We start from the raw sequence: 22748 nt of genomic DNA, 5'->3' as shown, positions 1-22748 counted from the left end.
TTTATGTATAGAAATGTGATTTCTCTGAATGAAACTGCGCTATATCTAATTATAGCACAGGAGTACTTCTGTTTTGGCGAAGATGCATACCCCGCTATTTTTGAGAAGGCTGCGGTTTTGTTCGAATCACTAGGCCAAAACCTCCTTTTCACAACGCAAATAAAAGAACTGCTTTTACAACACTGGTTATATTCCTGCGATATAGTGGTCTGAGCTTCAAAATGGATACCGAGAAAGCCGAGGATTGAATATTTCCAAGAAAAGTCAACGCTCAAACCATAAATGTCACCACTTGATTTCGTAAAAGTCAACACTAAAAACCATCAATGTCAACACCGACAAATAATTCAGTTTCAATCCGCAAAAGGACCAGTCATCAGAAATTGATCACTGGTCCTTTGTCAGAATGGTATATCGTCTTCATCAGTATTGATGTATGAATAATGGTCTTTACCGGGAAAACGACCGCACTCCAGATGAGTATTGATTTCTTTTATAGACGCTTGGAAAGCTTTATCAACCGGCTTATCTTTATACATACAGGAGATCATCATAAGCCGTTCTTGCAAATACAGCGGGCAGGCATTGTTGTAGTAATACGCCGCCACTTCTTGAAATAAGTCTTTAGCCACCGGATTTACCTCCATTAAGTCCATGTCGCTCACGCATCGAAATATTACCGTCCAGAATGATTTTAAAAGAGTTGTGGACGATGCGATCTAGGTTGGCATCAGCGATTTGTTGTTGTTCAATCTTAGCGTGCCATCCTTCTGGTGCGAATTGCGAACAGAAAACAGTTGAGCGTTGGAACTGTCGATTCTCAATAATTTCAAGAAGAATGGTTGCTTGGTCTAAAGTTAAGCTGGTCAATAACCATTCATCTATAACCAATAAATCCACTTTTTTATACTTGTTGAGTAGCTTACGAAAACTCCCGTCAACCAAATTCTTTGCTACCATCAGTTCATCAAGCAGCTCCGGAAGACGAATATACGCAACGTGCAAGAAGTTACGACAAGCCGCGTTTCCTAGTGCATTTGATAGGTACGTCTTTCCAGATCCTGTGGCACCCATCAAAATGACGTTTCTGCCGTCTCGGATATAGTTACAGGTGGCTAATTCTCCGATGAGATGTTTATCTAGCTTGCGGTCATCGTGATACTCAATTTCTTCAATACAGGCATTTGGCTCGACAAATTTTGCTTGTCTTATCAGACGTGCAAGCCGGTTACTCTGTCGGCGAGAATACTCATGATCGACTAGTAATTGAAATCGGTGATCAAAGGACATATCTCCAAAATCATTTTTTTCTTGCGACTCATAAGCTTCAATCACTCCACGTAAGTTCATTTCAGTTAATTTTCGTTTTGTCTCACTATTCATAAGACGAGTCACCTCCGTAATAATCTGGGCCACGAGTAAAACCGTAGTCCTTCTTTTTATCTATCTTTGTTTCAATCTCATCAGGCTGTTTATTCCTTGAAAAGATAGCGTTGACTAGACGACCATTGGGGTTAACGGCCACATCTGCTGCTACTTCACAGGCAGTTTCTAATTCTTCCTCAGAATATTTTTTTAAGGCTTTTCGAAGCACTTGTACTGATCGCAAAGCTTGTTTCTCAGATGTTGATTCAAAGATTTTTTTGGTAAGTCTGAGCGCTTGTGGCCCCACTGATTTGGCCCACTCAAAACATTTATCTGGGGAATCTTCCAAGTAATCTCTATGTGCTTCTGGCATATGACAAGTCTCAGTGGAATACTGACCAACCAATCCAGTCAATCTTTTGTGAGAGGCGATCCTCAACTCTTTAAAATAGATTTCCACGAAGTCTTCTGTCAATTTCACATCTACATCATCTTGAACGTATTCAAAAGGGACGGAGTAGTAGTTCTTATCGATTTGTACGTGATAGTTCCGCTGAACCTTTGAAACACGCCATTCTGCCATTCGAAACGGCTTGAGTGGTAAGGAATGAAGATAAGGGAGTTCTTCTGTTTCAAAGACCGATCTACGACTTCCAACACGTTTTTGGAAGGGCATCTGGTTCATTTCTTCCATCAATTCGTGAATCCTTTTGTTTAGATCCCTAACTGAAAAGCATTGATAGTTCCTTAATGCAGCTATGATATATCTCGATACAAACCCGGCTATCCCTTCCGCAACCGGCTTATCTTTTGGTTTGCGAACTCTGGCTGGTACGATGACAGTTTGATAGTGATCGGCCATTTGTTGATATGCTGCATTTAGTATAGGTTCGTATCGGTCTGCCTTTGTTACGCCGGTTTTAAGATTGTCGCTGACAATTGTTTCCGGAACGCCGCCAAAGTATTTGAAAGCATGAATATGACCTGTGATCCAACTGTTGATTTTCATATCCATAAAAGCTTCAACGTAGAAATAATGGCTGAATGGCAAGCTTGCCACAAACAGATGGGCTTTTTCATTATTACCGGTACTACAATTGGTCACCGGCAATGTACTTCCAATCCAATCAACCTCTACCAACTCACCAGGTTTTCTTTTTATCGGCATTGTGAGGTTATATTTGTCGGCATATTGCCGATAACCCCTTGTAAAGCTGGTGTAGGAATATGGATATTTCTTTGAATTTCGAGCTTTTTCTTTGTATTCCCGGTGAAGTAGCTGAAAGCGTGACGTTCTTTTTCATCAACTCTTTATGGATGTACTCCCAATTAACCGGGTAATAACCTCGCTCAAAAGTCTGCCTTTCAGGGTAAAGAAAGCCGAATAGCCAGAGATTATCCATCTCCGGCTTCAGCTCAATGATATTTTTATTTTCAGCACGGTGAATCACATCTTTAACTGTTCGCCAAGAATGACCGGTGGCGGCTACGATGGTTCGTTGAGAGTTTCCATTGAAGTACATTTGTAAAATTTTCTGGTACTGAATCATTCGACTCCCCCTTGTAACACTGAATATCGGCTCTATGTTACGCTCATTAAAAAGCGTCTAAAACAATGAAAAGTAGGGTGACAGATTAAAAGATAAATTGGTTTGCGTTCGTCACTAAGCTATTAATTAAAAAATTTCCAATATTATTCTTTGCTTGCAAAAAAGGTGATAAGTGAAGAATATGAGTTTTTCCCGTATCCAAGTTGATACTCAATAGATATAAATCCTTCATGTTCTAGCAAAAGCTGAAATTCTTCGATTCCGTACCAATAGAGCACAAAATTCGATATTTCCGTTTGTTGAATCTTGCCTTTTTTGAGTAGATCGTATCGATGAATGGAGCTAGTTTTTTGTTGATGCCAATCTATTCCCTGAGTCGTTGAGGTAAATAGAATGCCAGAATCATCATCAATCGAAAATGGACTTGTCGAAATTTTATATGGAATAAAACCTGTTGGTAATTCTAAATCAATAATAATTTTCCCTTGTTTATCAAGATGCTGATAAAAAGAATGTAGTACGTCTTTAACACGATTGCGCGGTAACAGACAGAAGCTGCCAGTCGGCATGATTATCGCTTCGTATTTCTCTGGCAGACGAAGATTCGTAAGATCTCCTTGATACAGAGTTCCTTTTACATTTGTAGCTACCATATTTGCTCTACATTGTTTTAACATATCCTCAGACACGTCTACACCCTCTACATTAAGTCCTTTCTGGAGAAGAGGGATCATCATTCTGCCAGTGCCAACACCGGCTTCCAGTATTTTACCTTTGGTATTTTTCAAATGATCAAAATAATACTCTAAATCACCATCAATCGAATATCCGGCAGGCTTGGTTAATTGATATAGCTTGGTACTCAACTCACCATATTCAGTAAACATATCGTCAACTTCTTTCTATGCTTTTTTTATTGGTACATAAATTTCCATGATTGAGTTCTCAGAGGCATGGCAACGTTCATCATAATATTCAAATGGAAAATGAGATTCATCCAGCTCATATTTGTTCTGATCAAACCATTCTGTAAAAATATATCTCCAGGTCTCCTTAATGACTACGGATAATGGGTCTTTCTCGTATGTTGTGGCAGTTGCTAGATTGTTGATGGGCGGAGTAGTGAAAACGGCGTAAGTAGCGCTTGGGATTTCGGCAACCACCATATCAGAGGTTACTTGGCTGAAATCATTGACAATAACGCCAAATAGATAGATGGCATTTCCTTCGTTCTGATAAGGCAGCCATACTCCAACTTCACCATGTTTTGGTGGTTTCAATTGTTCATAAAGCTTTTCTTCTAAATTTGATTCATCACATGAGTCCCAATAAGCCGCAAATTGATGGCTATAATTATCTGCCATGTTCGTATGCATTCCATATCCAGCTAACTTAAAAGCACCTTTTTTAACAATTTTTGGGGGATTCAATGCTTCTCGAATATTTTTAACGAATGCGTTATCGTTATCCGCCATTCTGATTTTATATGACGTTGGAGTATACCCAAATTCTTGACGAAATGATTTTGAAAATCCGCTTGCAGATTCAAATCCATAATGTAAGGCAACATCCAATATTTTCCGGTTGTCAGTAAGTTCAATCCTTGCCGTTGACAAACGATATTTCCTTACATATTCCATTAACGGAATCCCTTTTACTAGTGAAAAAATCCTACAGAAATGAAAAGTTGAATATCCTACTTGATTTGCTATTTTTTCAGCGGAAAGCTCCTCGTTTATGTGGTCTTTTATATAAGTTATGCTCTGATCAATGATTTTGTTGTACTGCATACTACCACCTCTGAGCTTATTATAAGGATAAAACAATCATTTTGCTGTTCCTAGCTTGCTATAATTTTTGAGCTGCAAAGAGAGATCCGAGGAACGACAAATAGCATGTTTTGCAATTAGTATTAATGCAAATCATGCTATTAGTACAATTTTATGTCTTTGTGTTCCAACTATAATAGTAATTAATTGTTATCTAATACGACTGGAGAAATATAAAAGCTAGTCTCCATCTTGGATTATACCATTGGTTTTTAGTGTTAACACGGATGGTTTTCGGTGTTGACATCTTTGCAACTCGTGTTGACTTTTCTTGGAAATATTCACCGAGGATTTCAAGGTAACATGGTTAATCATCGATTTGATCGTCAACAAGCGGCTACGATCATTGAAGATCATTGCATCATGATTTCAAAATAATAAAATGCAAAAACACCATCCTCATGCGGATGGTGTTTATGATGGTGGAGACGAACCGTGACTGTGTAAAACCACAATTCGCCGAAGTGTATTGATTAGGTTACGGTACGCTAAGTAGCGGATCATAAAAAAAGAGAGCTTCTAAAGCTCTCTATGGGCTGGCTGCATCATCTCTTAAGAGGGTTGATCCGCTTACCTCCATTACCTCGGAGTTCTCCTTAATCCAACCATCCCTTGCTACGTGCAATATCTATCGCCTCAATCCGTGTATTTGCCCCAAGCTTCCCAATCGCTTCTGACATATAGTTCCGTACCGTTCCATAGGATAGAAACAGCTGTGCTCCAATATCTTGAAGAACTAAGCCTTGGGCAGCCAACTTCATGACTTCGCGCTCCCTGGGTGATAAAGGACATGGATCATCCCATACCGCGAGCGACAATTCTGAATTGATGACACGTTTCCCATCATACACCCGACGAATCGCATCAGCCAGTTCCTCGCTGCCCGTATCTTTGAGAAGATATCCATAAACTCCTGCCTGCATAGCCCGCTGGAAATATCCAGGACGCGCGAATGTCGTCAAGATGATGACTCGACAAGCTAACTTGTTTTTTTGAACCAATTCCGCAATATCTAACCCCGTTTTTAGTGGCATCTCAATATCCAGAACAGCTACATCGGGTTCATATTGCTGAATCATGGACATCACTTCTTCCCCATTTTCAGCTTGTCCGACTACTTCAATATCATCTTCTAAGGAGAGTAAGGTTGCCAGTGCTCCCCTTAATAACTTTTGATCTTCTGCCAAAACAATACGAATCATCTAAGCACTACCTACCTTTTCATTTCGTATTACCCTAGGTATATGTAAGGTGACTTCCGTCCCCTTGCCTGAGGATGAGGACAGCGACATACGCCCGTCGATCATAACCAACCGCTGCCGTAAACCGGCGAGTCCATTACTGCTAGTATAGAATTGATCCATATCTGCCCCAATACCGTCATCACTTACAGATACACGAACTTCCCCTTCCTGAATGTCGAGAAGAACGTTGCAACTTGTTGCTCGGCTATGTCGAACCACATTTGTAATCGTCTCGCGAAAACACATCGCCAAAATCGTCTCCTGCAAGGGTGTTAACGGAAGCTGATTGTTCACTAATGCGTCTTCCGTCCCTACATGAGAAGATCTGGGATCTGAAATCGATTGATATTGAAAAAAAAGCGGTATACCCGCAGCTGAACATAACGATACAGCATGCTTATATTCGTCAGCGAAGTATGTAACTTTCATCTCCGTAACCAATTCTCGCATTTGTTTCAAGGCTGCGCGTGCCGTTTCTCGTATTTCACGAGCCTCTGCTATCGCTCTCTCGGGATGGCGATTGACCAATTTTTCAACGACTTCCCCTTTTAATGCGATTAATGACAGCGTATGGCCCAATGTATCATGGAGTTCACGTGCGATCCGCTGGCGCTCCTCCTGCTGTGCCATTCGTTCAGCAGTTTCTGCCCGCAACCGCGCAGACTTCTGTTGAAATCGAGTCGAAGTTCGAATAATATACGGCAGAATACAGATGCCAAACATAGGCACCAACCCTATCCATACTAGGCTGCCCATCCGATCCAAGTAAGGAACAGCGATAAATCCCATAGCTACAGTGAAAACGATCGTTATAGAGAGTAATATCGGCAGCTTTTGTTTGCTCAGCGGAGCAGCTATCATAAAACCTATAAATGTATACATAGGGTGAAATACAGCTGCTAAAATTAGAAGTATACCCACCTGAACGATCAATATTGGCGTGGCCCACTTTGCATAAAAGTAGGATTGTCGAAACGATAGAACGAATATGCCTAACAGAACAAAGCCAAGCCACTGTATACTTGATGGCTCATAGAGTAAAAAGTACATGGGTATCATTAAATTGGTTAACAAAATATAAGGAGCGACTCCTTCCGATTTTGGAAAGAGACGCCACTTTTCTCTATTCAATTAGACCGCATCCCGTCGATTATATATATAGATTGATAGTAGCATAAAGAGGAGACCGCATCCTGTCAAAATTATGAAATCAATACTTGCTGGATTTTTTCCAGCGATCATATTCCATGCCCCATTAGCGTAACGGTGAGATGGAAGCCATTCCCCGACCGAGCCCATCCAGCTCGGCAAAGTACTAAGCGGCATCCAAAGCCCCCCCACAATTGCAAGCCCCATCTGTAATACATTTCCGATGGCAACGGAGGTATTCGCATTTTTAAGCGTTCCTAACAAGGCACCAAGCGCCAGAAAAGATATGCTCCCGATCCATAACCATAATCCGCATAAAATCCATTGCCCGGCTGTCAATTGTATATCATGAACAAGGCCAGCAGATAAAAATATAACAACAATGACGATCAAGTGAACAGCCATTTGCGATACAATTTTGCTGCCAATCCAGACTGCAGGAGATAGTGGAGTCAGCTTCAACAGGCGTACCCACCCATCTTGATGCTCGAATGATAGACGGATACCGAATTGAGATACGGCTGTACCAATCAAACTGAATGCAGTCATCGACATCAATGAAAAGACACCCCAAGTTGTTGATTGAATCGATTTATCTACCCCATTCATACTCGCAAATAAAAAGTAGAAAGCAAGCGGCATCGCAATGGAGAAGAGTAAGAAGAATGGACTACGGATAATTCGTATACTTTCTGCTTTGGTCTGGGCAACAAACATATGTAACATAGCTATTTTCCTCCTAAAAATGTTTATTATCGTATAATCGTTTGTTTATTTGAGCCTGTAAGACTTCGGAATGTATCTTCTAAACTGGCAGATTGTATATCAATATCGGAAATTCCCCATTCAGACTGCATCAGTTTAAATAACAATACATCGGTCTCTTGAGCATACAGACGAATTCGCTCGCCGTTGCATTCTGCCTGTTCTACACCAGGTAATGTGAGCCATTCCTGCTCCGCTGGCGCGTTCGCCGCTCGAAATGAAACGGTTCTAAGCGCTGTTTGAGCCTTTAGACGTTCTGGAGTCCCTTCCGCAACAACCTGTCCACTGGCGATGACTGCGATGTGATCTGCGACAGCATCAGCTTCGTCTAAATGATGTGTAGTTAAGAGCACAGTACGTCCGTCACTTGCCAGCGCTTGAATGGTGTCCCAAAAGCGACCACGAGCCTCGATATCCATTCCGACGGTTGGTTCATCAAGCAGGAGAAGCTCTGGATTCCCCGCCAAGCTTTGGGCGAAAGCTAATCTACGGCGTTGTCCTCCAGACAGCGTGGATGCCCGCCGTTTCTGATCCGCGTGGAGACCCGAAATGTCTAACAATCGCTCTAGCGACATCGGATTACGATAATAACTGCGGAACAATTGAAGCACTTCTTTGACCGTAAGTCCATCTGCTGCTTTAACATCCTGCAAAAGCGCTCCAACACGCTGCCGTAATTCTTTTGTTCCAGACGGCATCCCCAAGACCCTGACTTCTCCTGATGTTGGCTTGATCATTCCGAGTATCATGGAAATGGTTGTTGTCTTGCCTGCACCATTCGGTCCGAGCAATGCTGTTATTTGACCTTTCTCAAATGATAGATTCATATGATCAACGGCACAGTAATCGCCGAATTTCTTTACTAGATTTATACATTCAATCGCCTTTGTCATTTTGTCCTAACCTCCGCTAATTTCTTCTTTCGTTACTTGATGTCCTCATTATATTGAAAAAGCGCGAGATTCAATTAGTGTGGGTTGTCACAAGCCGGATATGACAAATGTCAGAAAAAAAGAAAGCAATAAAAGAAGGACCTCTAGGCCCTTCGCTCATGCTTTAATCCAGGTAGAAATCCTCATGATGAACCCCGCTCCTTTTTTTATAGAAAAGCCTATATATAAGGCTTTATGGGTCACTATCATACAATAAGACAGGACTTTATCTCTGTATAAAAGGATATAGTTTTAAATTACCGTTTTCACATCAAATACGTTTGTGCCTCATACAGAAGAAGTCTGCGTCAACTGCTTCCCGAGTTCAGGTGTGAACATGCGAGGCTTATCTTAAAGCTGCAAGTACCGTGAAAAAGCAAAATCCACAACCTCAGGCGGTTGTGGATTTAATTCTTTTGTATGGAGGCGAGGGAAATCGAATTATTGTCCCCATCTTCTCTTTTTAAGGCTGTTGATTATTCCCGTTATTTTGATCAACTTCGAATATATCAAGCAGGAACATAAAGATCGGAATCCCGATAATAAGCCCCCAAGTCCCCATGAAGTGTTGGGAGAAAATAAGAACAATAAAGGTGTAGAACATCGGCAGCTTCGTTTTGTGAGCATACAGCTTCGGATTTAAGAAGTATGTCTCCACTGCATGGATGATCAAGATCATGACAATCGCCCAAATGACCGTTGTGAAACCGCCAATCTGGTAACCGATAATACTGATCGGAATGAAGGAAATAACAACACCGACTACCGGCACAAGGCTTAGTAAAAATTCGTTAGGGCGAACAAGTAAGGGTAGCCCAAAATCGACAACCCGATCGTCGTTAGAATCGTGTTCAACAAAGCGATCATCAGTTGCACCTCGATCACTTTACCGAAGGAAGAGGTGAATTTTTGGCCAAAATATTTAAACTCATTGTAAGCCCAGCTTATTTTGCTTTTGCTCAACTTATCTGTAAAGTCATTGACTGTTTTCTTCTGGATTAAGTAGAAGTAGCTCAATACAATAACAAAAATGATAACCTCGGCCCATTTGCCTATCTTCAGAATATAATTTAGTGCCTGGCTTCCGTACTGCTCTAATTCCAGCTTACCAAGCGCGGAGGAGACAAGCTCAGCAATTTCATCCGACTGAGGTGTATTCAAGAATTTGATAATGGAAAAATATAAATCAGACGGTTCACAAACATGGGACCAAGGAGACGGACATGTAAGTGCTATCTATTGGAGAAACGAGGGTTTAACTTACTCTCTTATTTCAGGGAAAAACAACAATCTTGAACCGTTATACGATTACCAAACATTAATTGAAATAGCAAATACAATAAAATATAATTTTGATAAGCTAAATCGTTACGATAACGAGATACGATAGTTTAATTAACTGCCTTTTTACATAAGGCGGTTTTCTTTTGGGGAAAAACAACAACAATAAGATTTAACATAGCCTTTAATTAAAGCAAATGTTTGCCGTTTGTACACCCAGCCCTTATTGGGACGGGGTTTTAACAATGGAGGTGAGGGGAACGTTCAAGCTAGAACAGTATTAACTATTTTACATATCATCAACCATATTACAATAAATATTTTGAGTCTCTGTATCTTTAACAATAGTATTTACAATATCATTAGGATACCGATTCAAAAAAAAGTGTTCTCCTTTAAATTCATGAAATTTCACATTCCCTTCAACAACTTCGCTCCATTTATGAATTTCTTTGATATGAGTCGAAAAATCATTATCCGCATAAAAAACGCTTATTCCACAACTTATTTTTTCTGCTTTGGGTTGAAACTTATAATTGTCCAAAATTATAAAATCTGCTCGCAAAATCGGAAGAAACATATCCATAATCTCTTTTGTATAAAACTCCTCTGGTATTCCCCCATATTGTTCTACCTTTTGCAAGAAAGTTTCATTAGTCATATTTTCAATGTCTTCTCTCTCTTCAAAAATATGTGGAGCATTTCGCCCAGAAAAAAACAGATGCCTTGGTTCCTTAGTTCCCATTTGCTTAAGTTTATAATATATCTCATAAGTCAATAAGGCTCCCATACTGTGTCCAAATATAACATATTCATCGTCATATTCTAATTGTTCACTTATTCTTTTGGCGATATCTTCACTTGCTTCACCAACAGACTGGTAGCAAGGCTCTCTGAATCGAGTTCCTCTTCCAGCCAATTCACTCATAAACAATTCATATCTATCGGGCAGTAGTTTTTTCCATTCATAATATACATTTACCGATGCTCCAGCATATGGAATAGGAAATACTTTTATTTTATTTATTTCACTCACTCCTATGTTCAACTTGAGCCCACTATAATTACTATATAAACCAATAAATATTCAAGATACAACCATATGTAACAAAACATTTCTATACTTTATTTAATTATACTTCTCTATCCCTCGCTGCTCTGCCAGCAATAAATTTACCATATCACTATAGCTATTCAAACCGTCTGTCTGATTATTCGCCTTCAGATATACGTCATTTACATTTCTTGAAATACTTGAAATAACACCCTCATACTTATCCCGGTACTGCTCATTTTGTTCTATATCATGCTGCACCGCCTTGGACAGACTGGACATTATATCAGACGCCTTATCTGGATCAACCTTTTTTAGCTCAGATATAGAATAATCAAATGCTAGAAAAAAACCACTATAAAGTATCATTGGATCATCCTGCTGCTTACATGCCAAATAAGCTATAAAATTAGCCTCATCCTCATGCATGAAACCACTCTGATGTGCCAATTCATGTGCCATAGTAGCAGGCACCAAGAAAACTGGCATATTAACATTAATATTGGATTCATAAGTAAAAGGGACAAAAATACCACGTATCCCTGCATACGACATTAGTTTTGACATCACCACTGGTTTTGGTGTTGAATATAAAGAATGCTCCAAAATAGGATATTTCTTTGATAACATTTGCAACGAGAACACTGCGTGTTGTGCATAATAATCAAAAACCTCTGGTACTTGAGCCAAAAGATCAGTATCCGCTAACTTTTCCCTTGCCAATTCCATTTCAACGGCAAGCGACTTACTCAATTTGACCAGTTCCTCCTTGCTGTAGTTCTCTTCTTTATATTCGGTATGAGACAAAAAAGAATATCTGTGATAGTTTATTCCACCCAAAATAGTATAACAAAAATATATCACGCTACAGATCGTAACTATTCCTAAAGTACCACGATAAACTACCATCCTACGTACACCTTTACTCATGATAACCTTGCGCACATAATAAACGATATAAAATAGCAAAAGTAACACAACCAACACTACGAGCCATTCACTAACAGAAAATTTGACCCAAGAGGGTACAAATCCTACTGCTTTTGACAATAACGGATATACAGACCTACTGTATTTTTCCGCCCAATCCTGATGGTTCTGCGCGTATTTTGTCAGTATATAAGCTATAACTCCAAGTGAGATCAACGGCAATCTCTTAAGTAAAAGCTTTTTTATAATGTACTCCTCCTATCCAATAAATATAGGATGTACGCAATGTAACATAGTAATATTATTTCTTTATTTCAATATACTTTTCCTCATAAAAATCATGTTTATTAGAAAAAACATATTGATTCATAAAATCTATAGGAAGTACTTCATAAGCCCAGTAGGTACCATTAGGTCTATTACTTGAAATAGCTTGTCGGGCGATTTCAGCAGCCACTGTACCTGTTAGCTCTGAACTCGTTTCCATTTGTAAATTCAATCTGCACCTAACATTCTTTCCACTTTTCACTCCTGTAGCATCAATGACTAAAGCTATCCATTCCTCTTTAGGTTGCTCCTCTAAACTAATGTCTAGTTTTTTCATTGCTTCTTCAACCGAAGACTCAAGTTGCATTTGATAAAATTGCATTGCCAAACGAAAAATATAATCATTTGCTGCTATATTGTACCAGTGAAGTTCTTGTACCGAACTAACTTCTAAAATATCAATTATCTCTTGACTTAAATACGGTTTCTTATAGACAGGGACATCCACTTCAGGTACAAATTCTTTCTGCATCATATTTATATTTTCCGTTTTAACACAATGATCACTCCAATAAGAGTCTGTTTTTCCAATTACACTATGCCCACTCATTAATATATCTGAGATAGAAGTTTTCGTATAATGTTCCGCACCACCAATATAACAATTCACAGACTTAGTTTCGTCCAGTAAATGATTTATCACTCGTTTTAATAGCAGACCTGTAATTCCAGGACAAAAACCAGCTCCTATGTAATTTACACCGTTAGCTTTAAGCTCTAGCTTTTGCTCCTGACTCAATAATAAAGCGTTGGAAGCATCAACATATTTTGCTCCTACTTTCATAGCTGCCTGAGCAACTCTATCTTTAATTACAAATTCAGGCCCTGCACAATTAATGACAACCGTACAATCAGCACAGAATGTAATCAAGTTCTCCCAGTCAAAAATATCCAAAAAGTGGTAGTTAAAATTATTAAGATTCAATAATGCTGTAGGTTCACGCCGCTGTCCGCCCTTAACTATAAAGTCTTCACTTAAGTTCTTACAGATGACTTCACCGATCATTCCGCCACACCCAACAACTGCGATTTGCTCCATCCGTACGACACCCCTTTCATCTTATACAAGCATAAAACAGTCCAAAAACTTATTTCATACATACATTGAGATTTAAAATACAAGACTCGTTATACCTTTCTCTATTAAAAGATCATTATTATGTCTACTCAACATACTCAATGCATAAAATCTTTGTTTGGCTTCCATTAATTCATGATACGTTCCGTGTTCTTCAATTTTTCCATTATTCAATAAAACAATTTCATCATATCCACTAAGAATTGATTCATCCAGCCTATGTGTAATGGAAATTCTCGTAATGCCCTGCATTTCACTTAACATACACTCAAGGTCACTAGCTGTTTGATTGTCCAACGCTGAAGTCGCCTCGTCCATAAGTAATATAGGTGATTTTCTCAGGAGTGCTCTTGCTATAGAAATTCTCTGTTTTTCCCCACCTGAAAAATGGATTCCATTTTCTCCACATAATACATCAAAGCCGCCTCTGTCATTAATCAATTTCTGTAGCATACTCCTCTTTATTACTTGCTCAAACTCATCTGTGTCACATTCACGAAACAATTTAATATTTTGTTCAATCGTATCATCAAAGATAAAACAGTCCTGATGAATAAAACTAACATTTTGGAAAATGGACTGATCACTTATTTTCTCAAGATCAACCCCGTCATACCTGATATCTCCTTCATACCCATCATAAAACCCAGTCAACATCTTTAATAAGGTTGTCTTTCCACTCCCACTTGTTCCTACAATTGCATAAGACTTTCCATATTCAAATTCAAAATTAATATCATCTAAAATTTTTTTCCCATCTACGCTTAATGAAAGCCCATTTAAAGAAATTTTATTACTAAATTTAGGAATATCAACTCTTTGAGTTTGATCCGTTTTTGCCTCTCCTATTTTATTGAAATTCATTAATAAAGCCCGACTGGCCTGCCTTTTGGTAAAACCAGTTATGAGTCGATTAATGGGAACTGTTACGCAATTTAATAATTGAATAAAAGCCATAATCTCTCCTACTGTAATTTCCCCTTTCATTAGCTGCTGAGTTCCCACAATAAATATGACTACAGCAACAAGAAATGTTGAAATATCAGTAAGTGACATAATGAGTGACAGCAGATTTTCGTATACCATTTTTGCTTTTTCCTGCTTGTTCGCCTTTGCCTTTGCCCCTTCAAAAATCTCTTTTTCGATGTTAAAGCTCTTAACAACCTGATTTCCAGACAATATATCTTTAATGAAAGATACATAACTTTTATTTTGCTCAGCCACTTCACCTTGTGCTTTTTGCATACGATTATTAAATATACTCGAAACTGCAAGTGGAATGATACAAGTGAGTAATATACTCAATGCAAGGAATGAATTAATGATAAACATCGCAAGCACTCCACCTACAAGCATAGCTAGCTGAACAAATATTTCCACGGTCCCTTTTATATAATCGTTTTGAATTATAGTTATATCATTTGACAATCGTGATATGTAAGTTCCATTACTCTCCTTGTTGAAACTTCTCATATCTAACCGTAAAATATTTTCAACAAGGGTATTTTTCAGGTTTAACGTTGCCCTTTTTGTATATAAATTTTTAACAGCATACCCCACATACATTCCCACTGCACCTAAAGGCAATAAAATAACTGAAACAGTAGTCACCTTAATGATATTGTCTATATCTTTATTAATAGAATAATCAATAAACTTTTGTAGTATAATCGCCAGTGCAATAAACAGAATAGATGTCACAATACCAAGTAAGCAGGACAAAATAAATAAGCCTATATTCTTTTGGTATATACTTTTTGAAATTTTTCCATTCATACTATAAGCCCTCTTCTTGTTTCCAATTTCATTTAGAGCATGTCTAATTTACACTCCAATTGTTTATTGCTAGATCATGTGCATATTTCAGATATTTTGGGTGGGACCGCCATAAGCATATGCACATGATCCAGCATCACATGTCCTTTTACGCCCCCTCCACCTGCATAGCAGGTGGTTTATGGGTAAGATACAACATTAAATATTCTTCATGACATCATTAAGGAGCTCTTCTTCAATTGTAATGCCTGTAATGCGAGCAATTAGAGTACTATTTTGAATGTAGAAGTGCATGCTCACTCCAAAATCTTCAGACTCTATAATCTGTGTTTGTAAAAACATCTTCTCTAATGATATGTCATCTCTACTTGCAAACTTATCAAGGACTCCCTGATAATTAATGATTGGAATGCGATTGGACATTTCATTAAAACCGTACTTTTGTGCTATAAGAAACAACTTTTCTGTAATTGCAGATTGATTAATACTCGATTTTTCTGATGCTGATAAAAGCTGTTTTTGCATTTTACTTTTCCTATCATAAATTGAATAATCTAAATTTAAAGTTAGCCCCAACATTCCCTTATTGAATTCATCTCTGTTATGTGTCAAAACAGAAACAGGTATGTTATTTAATTCTTCAGATAAGTCACTATACATAAGCCTTGATATAAATTCTGCTGCAGTATTAATGGGTTGTTCACTAAATTTCTGATATTGTAACTCATTTAGTTTTACATGAATTTCTGTAGACCTCTTAGTGTCTCGTCGAGAGACTAAGTTAGCTGATTTTTTAGCAACTTCAATATACTCTTCCATGTTAGACTCTTGATTATTAGAAATTTCCAGTTCATCAACTTTCTTTTTAATCATTTTGCAATATTCTATGAAAGAATAGTTATAGGGAGTGTTAAGTCTGTTGTTCAAAGTTTCATGAAGCATAACCTTAAACAAATCTTGTGAGACTCCATCCCATATTAAATGATGAATTGCACTAAGTACTAAGCAATTATCTGCATCTATTTCTACGATTAAAAATCTAGATAACAGCTTATCGTCAGTTAGAAAATTCATTTCACTCACAATTCCCTTAAATCGTTCCGCAGATAATGCTAAGGTTCCTTTCACTACTGGAATTTCCCATTCATCTGAATAATCGTATTCTTCTAAATAGGTCATTTTTTGATTTAATTTTGTTCTTAATGCCCCATGCCTGGAAATGATTTCTCTGACTGACAAAGAAGCATTCTCTGCCGTTCCTTCTATTCTTATGATTTCAGTAATAATTTCTGTATCTGGTCGCAAGAAATCTTCATGGCCTGTCAATACAGGACATTCTAAAGTAGAACGTGTTTTAATATAGTTATCTCCATAATAATTCAGCTGTTTTTGTATCATGCACTTTAGATCGCCATCACGGTTATCACCAATAAATGTTACATCTAATGGCATCTTTACTGTTCCTTTTCTGGTTAAACACGTTTCGACAACACCCTTAATTGCTCTTTCATATGCCAACACAAATGTTTGAGCATCTTCGTCAGTATACAATCCAGTATCATATATTATGTCAAATTCAAGTTGCCCATTTAAAACAGCCCCATTGAGAGACAATCCCATTCCTGATGAATTTTTTTCTGACATACTTCTTCCTAATGGCATTTCCGACATGGATATTCCTTCAATTCTGTCTATCTCGTTATCCAATTCTCCAAGATAATTGAATGTTATTGCTGCGCTCATCTCAAGTCCACTATGCTCACCAAGATATCTCAAAACTCCATATCCAATTCCATGATTAGGGACCTGTCTCAATGTTTTTTTTGTCTCAAAAATGCTTTCTTCAACAGTATCTTTTGTCTCCAAAATAATAGGATATACACTTGTAAACCAGCCAACTGTACGATCGATGACGATCTCTTTATCTATTGTCTCTCTACCGTGACCTTCCATTTCTATGGTTAGGTACTTAGAGTTTCTCCATTCTTTTACCGCAATGGTCAGCGATGCCAGTAACAAGTCGTTTATTTCTGTTTTATATGTCTTTCCAGCTTCAAGTAACAACTTTTTCGTCGTTTCAGAGTCCACTTTCACTACTTTATTTTTATATTGACCACTTGCTGTTTGTGTACTCTTGAATGTCTCAGTACTATTTGATTTATCTGATATATTTTTCCAGTATGCTATTTCATTTGAAAGCACTTCACTCTTAGCATATTGTGTTAAAGCATTCGCCCATTCCTTGTACGAAGCTGTTTTCATTGGCAGCGTGATTTTACCTGTCTCTTGTATTTGTCGATATCCACTAAATAAATCCTCCAGCAGAATTCTCCATGATACACCGTCTATGACCAGATGATGTACACAAATTAGTAAATGATCTCCATTGCCTGAATGGAACAGCCCTATTTTTACCAAGGGTCCTTTGGCCAGGTCTATGCTTGCCTGTAATTTATCGCTGGCATACTCTATCTCTTTCGATACATCTTGCACTTTTGTATAATCTTTTTCATACCAATCATATAGCTTGCTTTCCTCTGTAGACAGCGTGATTTGACGTTGTTCGTCATATACATTTCTTAAAGCGTCATGATGTTTAATGATTTCAGTAATTGCTGTCTTTAAACTAGGTATGTCAAACGGCTCATCACTTCTTAACATTAAGGCCTGATTAAAATGATTTGGTACGACGTGATACTTATTGAAGAATTCTAGTTGTATAGGGGTTAATGGACTTTCTCCATTGATTTCTCCCTGTTCGTATACTTGACTTACTTCTCCCTTTTGAATATTTTCCCCAATCTTTCTTGGTGTCTGCTGATACATTAATGCTGCGAAAGAAAGCTTATAACCTTTTTCCCGTAACTTCGAAACTGCCTTAATCGCTTTAATAGAGTCTCCACCAAGTTCAAAGAAGCTGTCTTCTATTCCGACTGGAGATATTCCTAAGATTTCTTCAAATACTTCCGTAATTACTTTCTCTGTTTTAGTTCTTGGTGACCTATATTCCTGTCCCGCTAATGCATTGGGTTCTGGCAGGGCCTTTGCATCCAGCTTACCATTTGGAGTCAGTGGCAATGCATCGATCTGCATCATAAAGCCAGGTAACATATACTCGGGCAGTTTATCTCTCAAAGCATTTTTAATTTCAGACATATCCAGTTGCTGTTCTTGATTTGTCGGGATCAGGTAGGCACATATACGCTTGTCGCCGCCTACTTCCAATGCAACAACGGCTACATCAGATATCCCCGGCTGATTCCTTAGCACGCTCTCGATCTCGTACAACTCGATCCGATATCCTCGGATTTTAACCTGTTCATCTATTCTTCCCAGGTATTCCATCTCTCCGTTAGGCAGCCATCTCGCCAAATCTCCAGAGCGGTATAATTTACCCTCTCCATAGGGATTGTCGATAAACTTCTGCGCTGTTAATTCAGGCTGGTTTAGATATCCTTTAGCAACCCCGTCTCCGGCGATGCATAGCTCACCAGGAATGCCTACCCCACATAACTCCATCTCATTCAGTATATAGAGCTGCATATTGGCAATGGGATGTCCGATTCCTACACTTATGCCCTTATCTTTTTCGCTGGAATAGACATAGTCACAGCATCCGACTGTAGTCTCTGTAGGGCCATATTCGTTATGAATCTTTACGCTTTCTCCTAGTAGCTTCTGTGTTCTCCATGCCGTATCTGTTGTTAACTCTTCTCCACCGACAATCAGCGTTTCTAAATTCGGTACATCTACTCCGTCTGCATAGGTTTCCAGCATCTTTAAATGAGAAGGAGTAAGTTTAAGGAAGGTTACCCTGTTATCTTTTAATGCTGCACTTAACCTTTCCTCCGTGTCTCCTCTCTTTAGTAGAAGACATCCACCACTAATAAGCGGTAAATACAAGGAAGTTACGGAGAGGTCGAAACTTAAGCTTGTAATTAATACCGTAGTACAAGCTTCTTTCTGATACTCTTTATCTGCATATGACAAGTAATGATCCAAATTACCTCGTGTGACTGCCACGCCTTTGGGCTTTCCTGTAGTTCCTGAGGTGTAAATCACATAGGCAATGTCGTCTTTTTCAACTGCACACTCTGGATTTTTCTCCTTCTCACCCAGGTCTTCAAGATTCATAGAGATGAATGGGATTTCTGTTTCCAGCTTCTTCTCTCTTGTTAATATGACTTTGGGTGCTGCATCGTTAAGGATATGCTCTATTCGTTCCTTCGGAAACGCTGGATCAATCGGTACATAGGAGGCTCCACTCTTTAGCACGCCTAAAATTCCAATAATCGTTTCCACTTCCAGTGAAGTCATGATGGCAACTCTATCATTTGGCTGGACACCTAACGAAATCAGTTCCCATGCCAATGCATTTGCCTTTCGGTTTACTTCTCCATAACTAAGTACTCCCGTTTCGTATTCGATTACCGTCTTCTCGGGTGTCTGTTCCGTATGTTTCTCGAATCGTTCTACTACCGTATGATTCTGTGCATACTCCGTATGGGTATCATTGAAAACAGTTATTATTCTTTGTTGTTCTACCTCACTGACCATGTGTAGTTCAGACAATTTCATTTCAGGGTTAGCAATAACCCTATCTAGCAATACCTTAAAATGTTCCAGTATGACCTGTGCTGAAGTCTGGGTAAATAAATCACTACAATATACCAGATCTAAAGCGTACCCGTCTTCATACGCTGTAGCTTGTAAATCCAAATCAAATTTTGCATCAATGAAATGAATTCCCAACATGTCTACTTGGGCTTCGCCCATCGCAAGATGGATTTCTTCGTTATTCTGCATGGTAAACATAACGTCAAACAGCGGATTGCGTGACAGATCACGGCGTACTTCTACTTCCTCTACCAATTCTTCAAATGGGTATTCTTGATTCTCATACGCATTTAATGCCAGCTCTTTTATCTCGCTTAAAAATTCTAAGAACGTTTTTTCATCCCTTGGATATCCTCTCATTACTAGCGTATTTATAAACATGCCTGCTATCGTCTCGGTATCCTGATGCACCCTGCCTGAGATGGGTGTTCCTACCACTATATCTTGTTGCCTGCTGTATTTATGCAGTTCTATCATAAATACAGCCAGTAAGGTCATGTAATCTGTCGTTCCATTTTGTTTATTTATATTTTCAATTCCAACTTTTTGTTCTTTACTAAGTTGAACAGACACTTGTGCTCCTTTGTAACTTTGGGTTTTCGGACGTGGATAGTCCGTCACCAAATCCAAAACGGGTGCCTCTTCTTTAAATACTTCTTTCCAATAGTCTCTCTGACTCTCCAGGTTTCTACCACGCATCCATTCACTATAATCTTTGTATTGGATTTCAAGTGGTTTTAATTCTTCACCGTTATACAATCGTGAGAAATCTTCGATTAATATATTTAGCGTCTTATGATCGGAAATAATATGGTGCATATCAAATAGTAAAATATATTTGTTCCGATTTCTTTCTTTGACTACTTTAAAACGCATAAGTGGTGCTTTTCCGATGTCAAACGGGCGTACAAATTGCTCCATATCTGCTTCGCTGTAGCTGTCGGTCTCTTCATATTCCACTGGGTAGAATCCCTCGTCTGCAATGACTTGGAATGTTTCTCCTTCTGTCATTACAAAACTTGTTCGCAGCGACTCATGACGCTCGATCAGGCGATCTATTGCTTGTTGTATTTTTTCTAAATCAAGGTTACCTGTTACTTCTAATGCTGAAGGCATGTTATACGCTGTACTACTGCCTTCCATCTGATCGAGAATAAACAATCGTTTTTGTGTAGAGGATGCTGGATAAGTTTCTCTCTCTTCTGCTTTGGGTATTGGACTATATGCGCCTTCTCCCGCGGCCTCTATCTTTTTCGCTAACACGGCAGGAGTTGGTGAACCAAATAGCACTTTTACTGGCAAACGAATCCCTGTTTTTTTCTCTATGGCATTAATTGCTGTCGTCGCTTTTAACGAATGTCCACCCAATTCAAAGAAACTGTCCTCTATTCCGATTGGAGATACTCCTAAGATTTCTTCAAATACTTCCGTAATTACTTTCTCTGTTTTAGTTCTGGGTGGCACATATTCCTGTCCCGCTAATGCATTTGGTTCTGGCAGTGCCTTTGCATCCAGCTTACCATTTGGAGTCAGTGGCAAGGCATCGATCTGCATCATAAAGCCAGGTAACATATACTCGGGCAGTTTGTCTCTCAAATCATTTTTAATTCCAGACATATCCAGTTGCTGCTCTTGATTTGTCGGGATCAGGTAGGCACATATACGCTTGTCACCGCCTACTTCCAAGGCAACAACGGCTACATCAGATATACCCGGCTGATTCCTTAGCACGCTCTCGATCTCGTACAACTCTATCCGGTATCCTCGGATTTTAACCTGTTCATCTATTCTTCCCAGGTATTCCATCTCTCCGTCAGGCAGCCATCTCGCCAAATCTCCGGAGCGGTATAACTTCCCTTCTCCATATGGATTGTCGATAAACTTCTGCGCTGTTAATTCAGGCTGGTTTAGATATCCTTTGGCTACTCCGTCTCCGGCGATGCATAGCTCACCAGGAATGCCTACCCCACATAACTCCATCTCATTCAGTATATAGAGCTGCATATTGGCAATGGGATGTCCGATTCCTACACTTAAACCCTTATCTTTTTCGCTGGAATAGACATAGTCACAGCATCCTACGGTAGTCTCTGTAGGGCCATATTCGTTATGAATCTTGACGCTTTCACCCAATAGCTTCTGCGTTTTCCATGCCGTATCTGTGGGTAACTCTTCTCCACCGACAATCAACGTTTCTAAATTCGGTACATCTACTCCGTCTGCATAGGTTTCCAGCATCTTTAAATGTGAAGGGGTAAGTTTAAGGAAGGTTACCCTGTTATCTTTGAATGCTGCACTTAACCTTTCCTCCGTGTCTCCTCCCTTTAATAGAAGAGATCCACCACTAATAAGCGGTAAGAACAAGGAAGTTACGGAGAGGTCGAAACTTAAGCTTGTAATTAATACCGTAGTACAAGCTTCTTTCTGGTACTCTTTATCTGCATATGACAAGTAATGATCCAAATTGCCTCGTGTAACCGCCACGCCTTTGGGCTTTCCTGTAGTTCCTGATGTGTAAATCACATAGGCTATGTCGTCTTTTTCAACGGCACACGCTGGATTTTTCTCCTTCTCGCCCAGGTCTTCAAGATTCATAGAGATGAATGGGATTTCCGTTTCCAGCTTCTTCTCTCTTGTTAATATGACTTTGGGTGCTGCATCGTTCAGGATATGCTCTATTCGTTCCTTCGGAGTCGCTGGATCAATCGGTACATAGGAAGCTCCACTCTTTAGCACGCCTAAAATTCCAATAATCGTTTCCGCTTCCAGTGAAGTCATGATGGCCACTCTATCATTGGGCTTAACACCTAACGAAATCAGTTCCCATGCCAATGCATTTGCCTTTCGGTTG

At 39.1% G+C, this 22748-nt stretch carries 17 protein-coding genes and 2 pseudogenes; 1 reads left to right on the top strand and 18 read right to left on the bottom strand.

Annotation, left to right across the window (positions count from 1 at the left end; all coding sequences use genetic code 11):
• Positions 1–72 precede the first annotated feature (72 nt).
• A pseudogene (locus tag CRG97_RS33460) lies at positions 73–248 on the top strand (type II toxin-antitoxin system death-on-curing family toxin); the annotation flags it as partial.
• Between the two features lie 153 nt (positions 249–401).
• On the opposite strand, the gene CRG97_RS01600 reads toward CRG97_RS33460, so the two are convergent.
• From CRG97_RS01600 to CRG97_RS01530, 18 genes and pseudogenes are all read right to left on the bottom strand, one after another.
• Complete coding sequence (locus CRG97_RS01600) at positions 402–632, bottom strand: hypothetical protein (RefSeq protein WP_098741441.1); 231 nt, start codon at positions 630–632, stop codon at positions 402–404.
• The gene (locus tag CRG97_RS01595; protein ID WP_098741440.1) at positions 625–1383 is read right to left on the bottom strand and encodes an ATP-binding protein; all 759 of its coding nucleotides are present in this window, start codon (positions 1381–1383) and stop codon (positions 625–627) included. The genes CRG97_RS01600 and CRG97_RS01595 overlap by 8 nt, the downstream gene beginning before the upstream one ends.
• Entirely contained in the window at positions 1376–1948 is a 573-nt protein-coding gene (locus CRG97_RS34160) for a Mu transposase domain-containing protein (protein ID WP_481856172.1), read from the bottom strand. Before CRG97_RS34160 ends, CRG97_RS01595 begins: the two co-directional genes overlap by 8 nt.
• Positions 1949–2023: 75 nt before the next feature.
• Positions 2024–2590 (bottom strand): annotated as a pseudogene (gene istA, locus CRG97_RS34155) (IS21 family transposase); the annotation flags it as partial.
• Entirely contained in the window at positions 2541–2915 is a 375-nt protein-coding gene (locus tag CRG97_RS33455) for a helix-turn-helix domain containing protein (protein ID WP_237566247.1), read from the bottom strand. The gene CRG97_RS33455 and the pseudogene istA, both read right to left, overlap by 50 nt.
• 143 nt (positions 2916–3058) lie before the next feature.
• Positions 3059–3802 (bottom strand): class I SAM-dependent methyltransferase, encoded by a 744-nt coding sequence (locus tag CRG97_RS01585; RefSeq protein WP_076322590.1) that lies wholly within the window; start codon positions 3800–3802, stop codon positions 3059–3061.
• Positions 3803–3817: 15 nt separating this feature from the next.
• On the bottom strand, positions 3818–4705 hold the full coding sequence (locus CRG97_RS01580) for an AraC family transcriptional regulator (protein WP_098741439.1): 888 nt from the start codon (positions 4703–4705) through the stop codon (positions 3818–3820).
• Between the two features lie 635 nt (positions 4706–5340).
• Positions 5341–5946 (bottom strand): response regulator transcription factor, encoded by a 606-nt coding sequence (locus CRG97_RS01575; protein WP_098741438.1) that lies wholly within the window; start codon positions 5944–5946, stop codon positions 5341–5343.
• The gene (locus CRG97_RS01570; RefSeq protein ID WP_098741437.1) at positions 5947–7119 is read right to left on the bottom strand and encodes a sensor histidine kinase; all 1173 of its coding nucleotides are present in this window, start codon (positions 7117–7119) and stop codon (positions 5947–5949) included. It lies immediately after the preceding gene.
• Positions 7120–7863, bottom strand: coding sequence for an ABC transporter permease (locus tag CRG97_RS01565; protein WP_098741436.1), 744 nt, complete (start codon positions 7861–7863; stop codon positions 7120–7122). It abuts the gene before it with no gap.
• Between the two features lie 26 nt (positions 7864–7889).
• Positions 7890–8795, bottom strand: a complete 906-nt coding sequence (locus tag CRG97_RS01560) for an ABC transporter ATP-binding protein (protein ID WP_098741435.1) — start codon at positions 8793–8795, stop codon at positions 7890–7892.
• A 502-nt stretch (positions 8796–9297) separates the two neighbouring features.
• Positions 9298–9606, bottom strand: coding sequence for an AI-2E family transporter (locus CRG97_RS33955; protein WP_272914344.1), 309 nt, complete (start codon positions 9604–9606; stop codon positions 9298–9300).
• A 5-nt stretch (positions 9607–9611) separates the two neighbouring features.
• Positions 9612–9995, bottom strand: coding sequence for an AI-2E family transporter (locus CRG97_RS33950; RefSeq protein WP_272914343.1), 384 nt, complete (start codon positions 9993–9995; stop codon positions 9612–9614).
• 409 nt (positions 9996–10404) lie between these two features.
• The gene (locus CRG97_RS01550; protein WP_098741434.1) at positions 10405–11163 is read right to left on the bottom strand and encodes a thioesterase II family protein; all 759 of its coding nucleotides are present in this window, start codon (positions 11161–11163) and stop codon (positions 10405–10407) included.
• Between the two features lie 81 nt (positions 11164–11244).
• Complete coding sequence (locus tag CRG97_RS01545) at positions 11245–12315, bottom strand: DUF3810 domain-containing protein (RefSeq protein WP_098741566.1); 1071 nt, start codon at positions 12313–12315, stop codon at positions 11245–11247.
• An 85-nt stretch (positions 12316–12400) separates the two neighbouring features.
• Positions 12401–13465 (bottom strand): saccharopine dehydrogenase NADP-binding domain-containing protein, encoded by a 1065-nt coding sequence (locus tag CRG97_RS01540; RefSeq protein ID WP_098741433.1) that lies wholly within the window; start codon positions 13463–13465, stop codon positions 12401–12403.
• A 72-nt stretch (positions 13466–13537) separates the two neighbouring features.
• Positions 13538–15280 carry an ABC transporter ATP-binding protein gene (locus CRG97_RS01535; RefSeq protein WP_098741432.1) on the bottom strand — a complete coding sequence of 581 codons (1743 nt, stop codon included), beginning with the start codon at positions 15278–15280 and terminating at the stop codon, positions 13538–13540.
• A 198-nt stretch (positions 15281–15478) separates the two neighbouring features.
• On the bottom strand, positions 15479–22748 hold a 7270-nt coding region (locus tag CRG97_RS01530; protein ID WP_114149296.1), incomplete at its 5' end, for a non-ribosomal peptide synthetase.

The sequence above is a fragment of the Paenibacillus sp. EZ-K15 genome, from assembly GCF_002573715.1.
In the GTDB taxonomy this organism is placed as follows: domain Bacteria; phylum Bacillota; class Bacilli; order Paenibacillales; family Paenibacillaceae; genus Paenibacillus_AQ.
The sequence above is the reverse complement of the archived record's forward strand: the minus strand, read 5'-3'. Positions and strand labels throughout refer to the sequence as shown.

Coding starts and splice junctions, on each gene's coding strand:
- CRG97_RS01535 (WP_098741432.1), bottom strand. CDS start 15,280: ATGAATGGAAAAATTTCAAAAAGTATATACCAAAAGAATATAGGCTTA.
- CRG97_RS01560 (WP_098741435.1), bottom strand. CDS start 8,795: ATGACAAAGGCGATTGAATGTATAAATCTAGTAAAGAAATTCGGCGAT.
- CRG97_RS01565 (WP_098741436.1), bottom strand. CDS start 7,863: ATGTTACATATGTTTGTTGCCCAGACCAAAGCAGAAAGTATACGAATT.
- CRG97_RS01595 (WP_098741440.1), bottom strand. CDS start 1,383: ATGAATAGTGAGACAAAACGAAAATTAACTGAAATGAACTTACGTGGA.
- CRG97_RS01580 (WP_098741439.1), bottom strand. CDS start 4,705: ATGCAGTACAACAAAATCATTGATCAGAGCATAACTTATATAAAAGAC.
- CRG97_RS01540 (WP_098741433.1), bottom strand. CDS start 13,465: ATGGAGCAAATCGCAGTTGTTGGGTGTGGCGGAATGATCGGTGAAGTC.
- CRG97_RS34160 (WP_481856172.1), bottom strand. CDS start 1,948: ATGGCAGAATGGCGTGTTTCAAAGGTTCAGCGGAACTATCACGTACAA.
- CRG97_RS01575 (WP_098741438.1), bottom strand. CDS start 5,946: ATGATTCGTATTGTTTTGGCAGAAGATCAAAAGTTATTAAGGGGAGCA.
- CRG97_RS01585 (WP_076322590.1), bottom strand. CDS start 3,802: ATGTTTACTGAATATGGTGAGTTGAGTACCAAGCTATATCAATTAACC.
- CRG97_RS33455 (WP_237566247.1), bottom strand. CDS start 2,915: ATGATTCAGTACCAGAAAATTTTACAAATGTACTTCAATGGAAACTCT.